This window comes from Phytohabitans flavus (genome assembly GCF_011764545.1).
In the GTDB taxonomy this organism is placed as follows: Bacteria; Actinomycetota; Actinomycetes; order Mycobacteriales; family Micromonosporaceae; genus Phytohabitans; species Phytohabitans flavus.
Genome location: NZ_AP022870.1, coordinates 701,891 through 715,715 on the forward strand (window position 1 = coordinate 701,891; position 13,825 = coordinate 715,715).

Consider the following 13,825-nt stretch of genomic DNA (forward strand, 5'->3'; position numbering starts at 1 on the left):
ATAATGAAGCACCTGCTCTCCGCCGCGGACCTGGACGCGGCGACCGCCACGCTGGTCCTCGACACCGCGGCCGAGATGGCCACGCTCGCCGGCCGTGAGGTGAAGAAGCTGCCCACGCTGCGCGGCCGTACGGTGGTGAACCTCTTCTACGAGGACTCGACCCGCACGCGGATCTCATTCGAGGCGGCCGCCAAGCGCCTCTCCGCGGACGTCATCAACTTCTCGGCCAAGGGTTCGAGCGTGTCCAAAGGGGAGAGTCTCAAGGACACCGCGCTCACCCTCCAGGCGATGGGCGCCGACGCGGTGGTGATCCGCCACCCCGCCTCGGGCGCGCCGCACCGCCTCGCCACCTGGGTGGAGGGTTCGGTGCTGAACGCCGGCGACGGCACCCACGAGCACCCCACGCAGGCGCTGCTCGACGCGTACACGATGCGCTCCCGCCTCGGCCGCCTCGCCGGCCTGAGCGTGGCGATCGTCGGCGACGTGCTGCACAGCCGGGTGGCCCGCTCGAATGTGCACCTGCTCGCCACGCTGGGCGCGAAGGTGACGCTCGTCGGTCCGCCCACGCTCATCCCGCAGGACCTGCGCACCGGGGCGCCGCACGAGGGGTCCGCGGCCACGGCCCGAGGTGTCGTACGACCTCGACGCCGTCCTGCCCGACGCCGACGTCGTGATGATGCTGCGCGTACAGCGGGAGCGGATGGCGGCCTCCTACTTCCCGAGCGCCCGCGAGTACGCCCGCCGCTACGGGCTGGACGGCCCACGCATGCGCCGGCTGCCCGACCACGCGATCGTCATGCACCCCGGCCCGATGAACCGGGGCATGGAGATCGCCCCCGAAGTCGCCGACTCGGCCCGATCCACCATCGTCGAACAGGTCGCCAACGGAGTATCCGTGCGGATGGCCGTCCTCTACCTGCTGCTCGGAGGCAAGGCATGACGCAATACCTCATCAAGGGTGTTTCGGTCCTCGGCCGCAAGCCGACAGACCTGCTGATCCGAGACGGGGTGATCGCCGAAGGGACGCCGCCGAAGGCACCCAGGTCATCGACGCCGGCGGGCTCGTCGCGCTGCCCGGCCTCGTCGACCTGCACACCCACCTGCGCGAACCGGGCCGCGAGGACGCCGAGACGGTGGAGACCGGCTCGCGGGCGGCGGCGCGCGGCGGGTACACGGCGGTCTGTGCGATGGCCAACACCTCGCCGGTCGCCGACACCGCGGGCGTGGTCGAGCAGGTCTACAGGCTCGGCCGCGAGGCCGGGCTCGTGGACGTACAGCCGATCGGCGCGGTGACCGTGGGGCTGGCCGGCGAGCGGCTGGCGGAGCTCGGCGCGATGGCCACCTCCGCCGCGCAGGTACGGATCTTCTCCGACGACGGCCACTGCGTCGCCGACCCTGCGCTGATGCGGCGGGCGCTGGAGTACGTGAAGGCGTTCGACGGCGTGATCGCCCAGCACGCCGAGGAGCCCCGGCTGACCGAGGGCGCGCAGATGCACGAGGGCGAGGTCGCCACCCGCCTCGGGCTCACCGGCTGGCCGGCGGTCGCCGAGGAGGCGATCATCGCCCGGGACGTGCTGCTCGCCGAGCACGTGGGCAGCCGCCTGCACGTCTGCCACCTCTCCACGGCGGGCAGCGTCGACGTGCTGCGCAACGCGAAGGCAAGAGGTGTGAAGGTCACCGCCGAGGTCACCCCGCACCACCTGCTGCTCACGGACGAGCGGGCGACGAGCTACGACCCGGTCTTCAAGGTGAACCCGCCGCTGCGTACCCAGGCGGACGTCGAGGCGCTGAGGAGAGCACTCCGCGAGGGCGTCATCGACGTCGTCGCCACCGACCACGCGCCGCACGCCGTGGAGGACAAGGAGTGCGAGTGGGCGTACGCCCGGCCCGGCATGCTCGGCCTGGAGACCGCGATCTCGATCGTGCTCGACGTGCTGGGTGAGGACTGGGACCTGATCGCCGAGCGGATGTCCCGCACCCCGGCCCGGATCGCCGGCCTCACCGAGCACGGGCGCGACCCCAAGCGGGGCGCGCCGGCCACCCTCACGCTCGTCGACCCGGCCGCCCGCTGGGTCGTCGAGCCGGGCGAGTCGGCCAGCCGCAGCCGCAACACCCCGTACGCGGGGATGACGCTGCCCGGCCGGATCATGGCGACGTTCCTGCGCGGCGAGGCGACGGTGCTGGACGGGAAGGCTGTCAAATGAGGAAGCCCGCCATCCTGGTACTCGAGGACGGGCGCACGTTCCAGGGCGAGGCGTACGGGGCCGAGGGGAGACCTTCGGCGAGGCCGTCTTCACCACCGGCATGACCGGGTACCAGGAGACGCTGACCGACCCGTCGTACCACCGCCAGGTCGTCGTGCAAACAGCCCCGCACATCGGCAACACCGGCGTCAACGGCGAGGACGACGAGTCGGTGCGGATCTGGGTCGCCGGGTACGTGGTACGCGACCCGGCCCGGGTCGGCTCCAACTGGCGCGCCACCGGCGGGCTGGAGGAGCGGCTCGCCGCCGAGGGGATCGTCGGCATCAGCGGCGTGGACACCCGCGCGCTAACCCGGCACCTGCGCGAGCGGGGCGCGATGCGGGTCGGCGTGTCCAGTGTGGATACCGACCCGGCGGCGCTGCGCGAGCGGGTGCTCGCCTCGCCCGAGATGGTCGGCGCGGACCTCTCCGCCGAGGTGACCACGCCCGAGCCTTACACGGTGAAGGCCGACGGCGAGCACCGGTACACGGTGGCGGCTTTGGATTTGGGCATCAAGCGCAACGTGCCGCGGCGGCTGGCCGCCCGCGGCGTCACCACCCACGTGCTGCCGGCGACGTCCACGGTGGACGACCTGCTCGGGCTCGGCGCGGACGCGGTGTTCTTCTCACCCGGCCCTGGCGACCCGGCCACCGCCGACCATGCGGTCGGCCTGGCCCGCGAGGTGCTGCGGCGGCGGGTGCCGCTGTTCGGCATCTGCTTCGGCAGCCAGATCCTGGGGCGGGCGCTGGGCTTCGGCACCTACAAGCTGCGGTACGGGCACCGGGCATCAACCAGCCGGTGCTCGACCGCACCACCGGCAAGGTCGAGGTGACCTCGCACAACCACGGCTTCGCTGTCGAGGCGCAGCCGGAGGCCGCGGTCGACACCGAGTTCGGGCGGGTCGAGGTCTCGCACGTGTGCCTCAACGACAACGTGGTCGAAGGGCTGCGGGCGCTCGACGTGCCCGCGTTCACCGTCCAGTACCACCCGGAGGCCGCGGCGGGCACCCACGACGCCGACTACCTCTTCGACCGCTTTGTGGAGTTGGTGGACCGTGCCGAAGCGAAGTGACCTCAAGCACGTGCTCGTGATCGGCTCCGGGCCGATCGTCATCGGGCAGGCGTGCGAGTTCGACTACTCCGGTACCCAGGCGTGCCGGGTGCTGCGCGCCGAAGGGCTGCGGGTCAGCCTGGTCAACTCCAACCCGGCGACCATCATGACCGACCCGGAGTTCGCCGACGCCACGTACGTCGAGCCGATCACCCCGGAGTTCGTCGAGCTGGTCATCGCCCGGGAGAAGCCGGACGCGCTGCTGCCCACGCTCGGTGGCCAGACCGCGCTCAACACCGCGGTGGCGCTGCACGAGTCGGGCGTGCTCGACAAGTACGGCGTCGAGCTGATCGGCGCCCGCATCGACGCGATCCGGCGCGGCGAGGACCGCCAGCTCTTCAAGGAGATCGTGGCGCGGGCGGGCGGAGAGACCCCGCGCAGCCGCGTGTGCCGGTCGATGGACGAGGTACGCGAGACCGCCGCCGATCTCGGGCTGCCGGTGGTGATCCGGCCGTCGTTCACCATGGGCGGGCTCGGCTCCGGCATGGCGCACACCGGCGAGGACCTGGAGCGGATCGCCGGCGCCGGCCTGGCCGCCTCGCCGGTGCACGAGGTGCTCATCGAGGAGAGCGTGCTCGGCTGGAAGGAATTCGAGCTGGAGCTGATGCGCGACCGCAAGGACAACGTGGTCGTGGTCTGCTCGATCGAGAACATCGACCCGATGGGCGTGCACACCGGCGACAGCGTCACCGTCGCGCCGGCCATGACGCTCACCGACCGCGAGTACCAGAACATGCGCGACCTCGGCATCGCGGTGCTCCGCGAGGTCGGGGTGGACACGGGTGGCTGCAATATCCAGTTCGCCGTGCACCCGGAAAACGGGCGGCTCGTGGTGATCGAGATGAACCCGCGGGTCTCCCGCTCGTCCGCGCTCGCCTCCAAGGCCACCGGCTTCCCGATCGCGAAGATCGCCGCCAAGCTCGCCATCGGGTACACGCTGGACGAGATCCCCAACGACGTCACCCTCGAGACCCCGGCCGCCTTCGAGCCGGCGCTCGACTACGTGGTGGTGAAGATCCCGCGGTTCGCGTTCGAGAAGTTCCCCGGCGCCGACCCCGAGCTCACCACCACGATGAAGTCGGTGGGCGAGGCGATGTCGCTGGGGCGCAACTTCACCGAGGCGCTCAACAAGGCGATGCGCTCGATGGAGACCAAGGCGGGCGGCTTCTGGACCACGCCCGACCCTGACTCGGCGCTCGAGTCCACCTTGGAAGCATTGCGGACTCCGCACGACGGCCGCCTCTACACGGTGGAGCGGGCGCTGCGGCTAGGCGCCACGGTGGCACAGGTGGCCGAGGCGACCGGCGGGATGGATCCCTGGTTCCTCGACCAGATCGCCTCGCTGGTGGAGCTGCGCGCCGAGATCGTGGCCGCGCCGGTGCTCGACGAGCCCCTGCTACGGCGGGCGAAGCGGGCCGGCCTCTCCGACCGGCAGCTCGCCGCGCTGCGGCCGGAGTTCGCCGGCGAGGACGGCATCCGTACGCTCCGCCACCGGCTCGGGCTCCGCCCCGTATATAAGACGGTGGACACCTGCGCGGCCGAGTTCGCCGCGAAGACGCCGTACCACTATTCCTCTTACGACGAGGAGACCGAGGTCGTCGCCTCCGACCGGCCGAAGGTGCTGATCCTCGGCTCCGGGCCGAACCGGATCGGGCAGGGCATCGAGTTCGACTACTCGTGCGTGCACGCGGTGATGGCGCTGCGCGCGGCGGGCTACGAGACGGTCATGGTCAACTGCAACCCGGAGACCGTCTCCACCGACTACGACACCGCCGACCGGCTGTACTTCGAGCCGCTCACGTTCGAGGACGTGCTGGAGGTGTGGCACGCCGAGCACTCCTCGGGTACCGCCGAGGGCGGGCCCGGCGTGGTCGGCGTGGTGGTCCAGCTCGGGGGCCAGACCCCGCTCGGTCTCGCCCAGCGGCTCAAGGACGCCGGCGTTCCCATCGTCGGTACCACCCCGGAGTCCATCCACCTCGCCGAGCACCGCGGCGCGTTCGGCGCGGTGCTGGCCAAGGCCGGGTTGCGGGCGCCCGCGCACGGCACGGCCACGTCGTTCGAGGAGGCCCGCGGCATCGCCGACGAGATCGGGTACCCGGTGCTCGTCCGCCCCTCCTATGTACTTGGCGGGCGCGGCATGGAGATCGTTTACGACGAGGCGACGCTCCGCGGCTACATCGGCCGCGCCACGGAGATCTCGCCGGACCACCCGGTGCTTGTCGACCGCTTCCTCGACGACGCGATCGAGATCGACGTGGACGCCCTCTCCGACGCGACGGGTGCGGTGTACATCGGTGGCGTGATGGAGCACATCGAGGAGGCCGGCATCCACTCCGGCGACTCCTCGTGCGTGCTGCCGCCGATCACCCTCGCCGGCTCCCACCTGGCCCAGGTGCGCCGGTACACCGAGGAGATCGCCCGGGGCGTGGGCGTGCGCGGGCTGCTCAACGTGCAGTACGCGCTCAAGGACGACGTCCTCTATGTACTGGAGGCGAACCCGCGCGCCTCGCGGACCGTGCCGTTCGTCTCCAAGGCCACCGCGGTGCCGCTGGCCAAGGCGGCGAGCCGCATCATGCTCGGCGCGACCATCGCCGACCTGCGAGCCGAAGGGCTGCTGCCGGCGTCCGGCGACGGGGAGACCTGCCCGACGGCGCGCCGATCGCGGTCAAGGAGGCGGTGCTGCCGTTCAAACGGTTCCGCACGCCGGCCGGCGAGGGCGTGGACAACCTGCTCGGCCCGGAGATGAAGTCGACCGGCGAGGTGATGGGCATCGACGCCGGCTTCGGGCAGGCGTTCGCGAAGTCGCAGGCCGGGGCGTACGGTTCGCTGCCCACCGCCGGCCGCATCCTGGTCACCGTGGCCAACCGCGACAAGCGGGCGATGGTCTTCCCGGTCAAGCGCCTCGCCGACCTCGGCTTCGAGATCGTCGCGACCGCCGGTACCGGCGAGGTGCTGCGCCGGTACGGCATCGCGGTCACGACCGTGCCCAAGCACTTCGAGGTCTCCCTCGGCGACGCCGTCTCGCTCATCGCCGCGGGCGAGGTCGCGCTGGTCATCAACACACCGCAGGGTTCGGGGGCGAGTGCCCGTTCCGACGGGTACGAGATCCGCAGCGCCGCCGTGACCGCGGACATCCCGTGCATCACGACCGTGCCCGGGGTGACCGCCGCGGTGATGGGCATCGAGGCGCTGATCCGGGGCGACATGTCGGTACGCCCGCTCCAGGAGCTCCACCACGTGCTGCGGGCGGGTGCATGAGCTACGCGTACGCGCTGGCCCGGTCGGCCCTGTTCCGGATCGGCGGCGGTGACGCGGAGGCGGCGCACGAATGGACACTGCGCCGCCTGTCCCGCCTCTCGCCGCGGGTGCTGGGGATCCTGCGCCGCCGGTACGCCACCAGCGCGCCGGTGAGGGCCTTCGGCGTGGACTTCCCCAACCCCGTGGGGCTCGCCGCCGGCATGGACAAAAACGGACTCGCGCTGCCCGCGTGGCCCGCGCTCGGCTTCGGCTTCGTCGAGGTCGGGACGGTCACCGCGTACGCGCAGCCGGGCAACCCGCGCCCCCGCCTCTTCCGCCTGCGGGAGAGCGAGGCGGTGATCAACCGGATGGGCTTCAACAACCTCGGCGCGGCCGCGCTGGCGGCACGGCTGAAGGAGCTCGGGCCGCTGCCGGTACCGCTGGGCATCTCGCTGGGCAAGTCGAAGGCGACCCCGCTGGGCGAGGCGGTGGCCGACTACCACGCCTCGTACGACCTGCTGCGCGAGCACGCGTCCTATGTGGCGGTCAACGTCTCCTCGCCCAACACGCCCGGCCTGCGGTCGTTGCAGGACCGCGAACACCTTGACGCGCTGCTGGAGGTGCTGGTCGGCGGCCCGCCGGTGCTGGTGAAGATCGCTCCCGACCTGACCGAGCCGGCGATCGCCGAGCTGCTCCAGGTGTGCGTCGACCGAGGCGCGGCGGGCGTGATCGCCACGAACACCACGCTCTCCCGGGACGGCCTGGCGGCGGCCGACTCGGCCACCGCCGCGGAGGCAGGTGGCCTGTCCGGGCGCCCGCTGACCGGACGCGCCCGCGACGTCGTTGCTTTCGTATGCGGTGAGACCGGCGGCAGGCTGCCGGTGATCGGTGTCGGCGGCATCCTCGACCCGGACGACGCCGCCCGACTCTTCGACGCCGGCGCCAGCCTGGTCCAGCTCTACACCGGCTTCATCTACCGCGGCCCCGCCCTGGTCCGGTCCGTCGCCCGGACCGCCAGGTCGAGGTCAGCGCGGGCGGTTGGCGTGCGATAGGGCGGGTCATCGACAGGGGGAGGGCAGGGTGCGGCCAGACGATATCGTGGCGTTGGACCGGGCGCACGTGTGGCACCCGTACGGGCCGATGCCGGGCACCACCGACCCGTACGTCGTGGAGAGCGCGGACGGCGTGCTCCTGCGGCTCGCGGACGGGCGGGAGCTGGTCGACGGGATGTCGTCGTGGTGGGCGGCGATCCACGGGTACCGGCATCCGATCCTGGACGCGGCCGTGGTCGGGCAGCTCGGGCGGATGAGTCACGTGATGTTCGGCGGGCTCACCCACGAGCCGGCCGTGGCGCTGGCGCGCACCCTTGTGGACGTCACGCCGGACGGCTTGGAGCACGTCTTCCTCTGCGACTCGGGCTCGGTCAGCGTCGAGGTCGCCGTGAAGATGGCGTTGCAGTACCAGCGCTCGCGCGGGCGGCCCCAGAAGCACCGCCTCGCCACCTGGCGGGGCGGGTACCACGGTGACACGTTCCACCCCATGAGCGTCTGCGACCCGGAGGGTGGCATGCACCAGCTCTGGACGGACGTGCTGCCCCGCCAGGTGTTCGCGCCGGCGCCGCCGGACGGGTTCGACGCGCCACCGGACGAGAGCTACATCCAGGTGCTCAAGGCGGAGCTGGAGGCGCACGCCGACCAGCTCGCCGCGGTGATCGTGGAACCGGTCGTGCAGGGGCCGGCGGGATGCGCTTCCACAGCCCGGCCTACGTGCGGGCGCTGCGCGAGCTGACCCGGGAGTACGACGTCCTGCTGATCCTCGACGAGATCGCCACCGGCTTCGGCCGTACCGGCGCGTTCTTCGCCGCCGACCACGCCGGCGTGACCCCGGACATCATGTGCGTGGGCAAGGCCCTGACCGGCGGGTACCTGAGCCTGGCCGCGGCCCTGTGCACGGCGGAGGTCGCCGCCGGGATCTCCCGCGGCGCGGTGCCGGTGCTGGCGCACGGGCCGACGTTCATGGGCAACCCGCTCGCCTGCGCCGTGGCGAGCGCCTCCATCGGCCTCCTGCGCGACGGCGACTGGGCGGGGGAGGTCACCAGGATCCAGGCCGCGCTCCGGGCCGGCCTCGCGCCTCTGGAGGGTGCTCCGGGCGTGCTGGACGTCCGGGTCCTGGGTGCGATCGGCGTGGTCCAGCTGGACCGGCCGGTGGACATGGCGGCGGCGACCTCGGCGGCGGTGGGCGCGGGGTGTGGCTGCGGCCGTTCCGCGACTTGATCTACACGATGCCGCCGTACGTGGCGGACGACCGCGACGTGGCGCGGATCACGCGCGCGATCATCGCCGCCGCGCGGGCGGCTTAGCCGGGAGGGTGCTGGATGGAGAGCTTCGGGGCGCGGCTGCGCCGGGCGATGGACGAGCGGGGACCGCTCTGCGTGGGGTGGACCCGCACCCGTCGTTGCTCACGGCGTGGGGGCTGCGGGACGACCCGGAGGGCCTGGCCACCTTCTGCGCGAGGGTCGCGGAGGCGGTCGGCGACCAGGTGGCGATTGTGAAGCCACAGTCCGCATTCTTCGAGAGGCATGGATCGCGAGGAATCGCCACCCTTGAGTCGACTATCCGACAATTTAAAGATGCGGGCGTGCTCGTTCTGCTGGACGTCAAGCGCGGAGATATCGGTTCCACGGTCCGCGCGTACGCCGACGCGTACCTGGATCCATCCAGTCCTCTGTATGTCGATGCGGTCACCGCTAGCCCGTACCTCGGAGTTGGTTCGCTCGCCCCGATGTTCGATACGGCGGCCAAGCACGGCGGCGGCGTGTTCGTGCTCGCGCTGACGTCCAACCCGGAAGGACCGTACGTGCAACACGCGGTCGCCGCGGACGGCAGGACCGTCGCGCAGGCGGTCATCGACGAGATTTCGCAGCTCAACAGGGGTATGGAGCCGCTGGGCAGCTTCGGATTGGTGGTCGGGGCGACCGTAGGCGTGACAGGCCACGACCTGTCCGGTGTGGGCGGGCCCATGCTCGCGCCGGGCCTGGGTGCGCAGGGTGGGACGCCGGATGATCTTCGTCGGGTCTTTTCCGGGAACGTTTCGGCAGTGCTCCCGTCGTACTCCCGCGAGGTGCTCAAACACGGCCCGGACACCGCGGCCCTGCGTGCGGCCGTGGCGCGTGCGCAGGCCGACTGCCGGGTGGTGCTCGCTGGCGCCGCAGGGTGATGCCGCCGTCACGATTGCGTGATCATGGCGCGCCGACGTTGCCGAAAACGTCGCTGCCCGCTAGTTTTCCCGGCGCCGGGAATCACATGCCCCTTTGGTTCCGGGCCACACCATGTTTCACAGATGCGGCGGTGGTTGCGCCGCCGCGATAGGGACCTGAGGAGAACTGGTGCCGCTCCCGTCACTGAGCCCCGAACAGCGCGCAGCAGCGCTGGAGAAGGCTGCGGAGATCCGCAAGGCCCGCGCTGAGCTGAAGGAGCAGCTCAAGCAGGGCAAGACCACCCTCGCCGCCGTGCTCGAACGTGCCGAGTCCGACGACGTCGTAGGCAAACTCAAGGTCTCGGCCGTGCTTCAGGCGCTCCCGGGCATCGGCAAGATCCGAGCGACCCAGATCATGGAGAAGCTCAAGATTGCCGACAGTCGGCGCCTGCGTGGACTCGGCGAGCAGCAGCGTAAGGCGCTGCTTGGGGAGTTCGCTTCAAACTGATCCGCAGCACCGTGTAGAAACAAGCAGTGAGCATGGAAGACGACGCGCGCCCGGCGGCTCGCCTCACCGTCCTGTCCGGCCCCTCTGGCGTCGGGAAGGACAGCGTGATCGAGCTGATCCGGGCGCGCTCGCCGTGGGTGTGGCTGTCAGTGTCGGTCACCACTCGGAAGATGCGCGATTACGAAGTCGACGGCGTGCATTACTACTTCGTCGACCGGCCCGAGTTCGAGCGGATGATCGCTAGCGGTCAGCTGCTGGAGTGGGCCGAGTTCGCCGGAAACCTGTATGGCACGCCCCGCGGCCCGGTCCAAGCCCGACTCGACGACGGCGTTCCGGTCCTCCTGAAAATCGATCTGCAGGGCGCCCGCCAGGTGCGCGAGGCGATGCCCGAGGCGCAGCTGGTGTTCCTGGCCCCGCCCAGCGTCGAGGAGCTCAAGCGGCGCCTCATCGGTCGGGGTACGGACGACGAGGAGACCATCCGCCGCCGCCTGGCCCACGCCGACGAGGAGCTCGCCGCCGAGAGCGAGTTCGATGTGACGGTGGTCAACGACTATGTCGAGCGGGCCGCGGACGAGCTGGTAAGCTTGCTCGGTTCATCATTTCTCGCCCCGGCGCGACCGGGGTCGCAGAGCTGACTGATAGACCAATGCTGACCGATTAGTAAAGGATCCACGTGGGTTCCGTCGCCAATCCCGAAGGCATCACCAACCCCCGATCGACGAGCTGCTCGAGAAGACCACGTCGAAGTACGCGCTGGTCATCTTCGCCGCCAAGCGCGCCCGCCAGGTCAACGCCTACTACAGCCAGCTCGGCGAGGGCCTCCTGGAGTACGTTGGGCCGCTGGTCGAGACCACGCCCCAGGAAAAGCCGCTGTCCATCGCGATGCGCGAGATCAACGCCGGCCTGCTGACGGCCGAGCCCACCGACACTCCGTAGCTAGTGGCCGCGGTCGTCCTCGGCGTAGGCGGCGGTATCGCCGCCTACAAAGCCTGCGAGCTGCTACGGCTCTTCACCGAGTCCGGCCACACGGTCCGCGTCGTGCCGACCGCCTCCGCCTTGCGCTTCGTCGGCGCGCCGACCTGGGCTGCCCTCTCCGGGCAGCCCGTGGCGGACGACGTGTGGTCCCAGGTGCACGAGGTGCCACACGTGCGGATCGGCCAGAGCGCCGACCTGGTGATCGTCGCGCCGGCCACCGCCGACCTGCTCGCCAAGGCCGCCCACGGGCTCGCTGACGACCTGCTGACCAACACGCTCCTCACCGCGCGATGTCCGGTCGTGTTCGCGCCGGCCATGCACACCGAGATGTGGGAGCACGCCGCCACCACCGCCAATGTGGCCACGCTCCGCGCCCGCGGCGCGATCGTGGTCGAGCCGGCGGTGGGGCGGCTCACCGGCGCCGACTCCGGCAAGGGCCGGCTGCCCGACCCGGCCGAGATCTTCGCGGTCGCGCGCCGGGTGCTCGCCCGCGGCGGGCTACCCGCCGCCGACCTCACCGGCCGCCATGTCGTGGTCACCGCCGGTGGCACCCGCGAGCCGCTGGACCCGGTGCGCTTTCTGGGCAACCGCTCGTCCGGCAAGCAGGGGTACGCGTTCGCCCGCGCGGCCGTCGCCCGTGGCGCCCGGGTCACGCTCGTCAGCGCGAATGTCGCCCTGCCCGACCCGGCCGGCGTCGACATCGTGCGGGTCGGCTCCACCGAAGACCTGCGCAAGGCGACCGTCGAGGCGGCCGCGAGCGCCGATGTCGTGGTGATGGCCGCCGCTCCCGCCGACTTCCGGCCGGCGGCGTACTCGTCCTCGAAGATCAAGAAGGCCGACGACGGCGCGGCGCCGGTGATCGAGCTGGTCACCAACCCCGACATCGCCGCGGAGCTCGGCGAGCGCAAGCCTCCGGGGCAGGTGCTCGTCGCGTTCGCCGCGGAGACGGCCGACGGCGACGACGCGGTCGAGAACGCCCGCGCCAAGCTGGCTCGCAAGCGCGCCGACCTGATCGTGCTCAACCGGGTCGGTGTCGACCGGGTGTTCGGCGCGGACGCCAACACCGCTGTGGTGTTCGGTGCTGACGGATCGAGGACCGAGCTGGCCGAACGGCCGAAAGACGAGCTAGCCGACGCCGTCCTCGATCTGGTGGTACCCCACTTAACCACCATGTCATAGCGGACAGTCAGGCTGGTGGCCTGGCTTTAGCGCCACCTTATTTGAACTGCACGCGGCGATGGCTAAACTGCCGCGAAACATGAAGACACAAACGTGAGGAGCACCGTGGCACGCCGCCTGTTCACCTCCGAGTCGGTCACGGAAGGCCACCCGGACAAGATCGCTGACCAGATCAGTGACGGCATTCTCGACGCCCTGCTCGCCGAGGACCCGCGCAGCCGGGTCGCGGTCGAGACGTTGATCACGACCGGTCAGGTGCACGTGGCCGGCGAGGTCACCACCAAGGCCTACGCGGACATCCCGACGATCGTGCGCGAGACGATTCTCGGGATCGGGTACGACTCGTCGAAGAAGGGCTTCGACGGCGCTTCCTGCGGCGTGAGCATCAGCATCGGCTCGCAGTCGCCGGACATCGCGCAGGGCGTGGACAACGCGTTCGAGCTCCGCTCCGGTGGCTCCGAGTCCGCACTGGACGCCCAGGGTGCGGGTGACCAGGGCATGATGTTCGGCTTCGCCTGCTCGGAGACCCCCGAGCTGATGCCGCTGCCGATCGCGCTCGCCCACCGCCTGGCCCGTCGCCTCTCGGCGGCGCGCAAGGACGGCACGATCCCGTACCTGCGGCCGGACGGCAAGACCCAGGTAACGGTCGAGTACGACGGGCTGCGCCCGGTGCGCCTCGACACGGTCGTGGTGTCTTCGCAGCACGCCCCGGACATCTCGCTGGAGTCGCTGCTCACGCCGGACGTTCGTGAGCACGTGATCGCCCCCGAGCTGGAGGGCCTCGGCCTGGAGACCGACGGCTACCGGCTGCTGGTCAACCCGACCGGCCGCTTCGAGATCGGTGGCCCGATGGGCGACGCCGGTCTGACCGGCCGGAAGATCATCGTCGACACCTACGGCGGCTACGCCCGCCACGGCGGCGGTGCCTTCTCCGGTAAGGACCCGTCCAAGGTGGACCGCTCCGCGGCGTACGCGATGCGGTGGGTCGCCAAGAACGTGGTGGCCGCCGGCCTCGCCGAGCGCGTGGAGGCTCAGGTGGCGTACGCGATCGGCAAGGCCCAGCCGGTGAGCCTGTTCGTGGAGACCTTCGGCACCGAGTCGGTGCCGGTCGAGCGGATCGAGAAGGCCATCCACGAGGTCTTCGACCTGCGTCCGGCCGCGATCATCCGCGACCTGGACCTGCTCCGCCCGATCTACCGGCAGACCGCGGCTTACGGCCACTTCGGCCGTGAGCTGCCCGACCTGACCTGGGAGAACACGGACCGCGCCGCCGACCTCAAGTCCGCAGCGGGCGCGTAAAGACGGCAGAATGGCGCGGTGACTTCGCGCAGCACGAGCGACCGGCAGCCGGCTTCACGGTTGCCGGTCGCTCGCGTTT

5 protein-coding genes and 7 pseudogenes are annotated in these 13,825 nt (G+C 71.0%); all 12 read left to right on the forward strand.

Annotated elements, in window-relative coordinates; all coding sequences use genetic code 11:
• The 12 genes and pseudogenes from Pflav_RS03165 (at position 1) to metK (ending at position 13,746) form a co-directional block, all read left to right on the forward strand.
• Positions 1–940: pseudogene (locus Pflav_RS03165) on the forward strand (aspartate carbamoyltransferase catalytic subunit).
• Positions 937–2,204 (forward strand): annotated as a pseudogene (locus tag Pflav_RS03170) (dihydroorotase). Before Pflav_RS03165 ends, Pflav_RS03170 begins: the two co-directional pseudogenes overlap by 4 nt.
• A pseudogene (gene carA / locus Pflav_RS03175) lies at positions 2,201–3,314 on the forward strand (glutamine-hydrolyzing carbamoyl-phosphate synthase small subunit). Before Pflav_RS03170 ends, carA begins: the two co-directional pseudogenes overlap by 4 nt.
• Positions 3,298–6,611: pseudogene (gene carB / locus Pflav_RS03180) on the forward strand (carbamoyl-phosphate synthase large subunit). The pseudogenes carA and carB overlap by 17 nt, the downstream one beginning before the upstream one ends.
• Positions 6,608–7,642 (forward strand): quinone-dependent dihydroorotate dehydrogenase, encoded by a 1,035-nt coding sequence (locus Pflav_RS03185; protein WP_173033614.1) that lies wholly within the window; start codon positions 6,608–6,610, stop codon positions 7,640–7,642. Before carB ends, Pflav_RS03185 begins: the two are co-directional and overlap by 4 nt.
• Before the next feature lie 88 nt (positions 7,643–7,730).
• Positions 7,731–8,949 (forward strand): annotated as a pseudogene (locus Pflav_RS03190) (adenosylmethionine--8-amino-7-oxononanoate transaminase).
• A gap of 15 nt (positions 8,950–8,964) precedes the next feature.
• Positions 8,965–9,806, forward strand: a pseudogene (gene pyrF, locus Pflav_RS03195) (orotidine-5'-phosphate decarboxylase).
• A gap of 169 nt (positions 9,807–9,975) precedes the next feature.
• On the forward strand, positions 9,976–10,293 hold the full coding sequence (mihF, locus tag Pflav_RS03200) for an integration host factor, actinobacterial type (protein WP_173033615.1): 318 nt from the start codon (positions 9,976–9,978) through the stop codon (positions 10,291–10,293).
• A 26-nt stretch (positions 10,294–10,319) separates the two neighbouring features.
• On the forward strand, positions 10,320–10,928 hold the full coding sequence (gmk, locus tag Pflav_RS03205; protein ID WP_425568220.1) for a guanylate kinase: 609 nt from the start codon (positions 10,320–10,322) through the stop codon (positions 10,926–10,928).
• A gap of 38 nt (positions 10,929–10,966) precedes the next feature.
• Positions 10,967–11,229, forward strand: a pseudogene (gene rpoZ, locus Pflav_RS03210) (DNA-directed RNA polymerase subunit omega).
• Between the two features lie 3 nt (positions 11,230–11,232).
• On the forward strand, positions 11,233–12,447 hold the full coding sequence (coaBC, locus tag Pflav_RS03215; protein WP_173033617.1) for a bifunctional phosphopantothenoylcysteine decarboxylase/phosphopantothenate--cysteine ligase CoaBC: 1,215 nt from the start codon (positions 11,233–11,235) through the stop codon (positions 12,445–12,447).
• Between the two features lie 105 nt (positions 12,448–12,552).
• The gene (gene metK, locus Pflav_RS03220; protein WP_173033619.1) at positions 12,553–13,746 is read left to right on the forward strand and encodes a methionine adenosyltransferase; all 1,194 of its coding nucleotides are present in this window, start codon (positions 12,553–12,555) and stop codon (positions 13,744–13,746) included.
• The last annotated feature ends 79 nt before the right edge of the window (positions 13,747–13,825 follow it).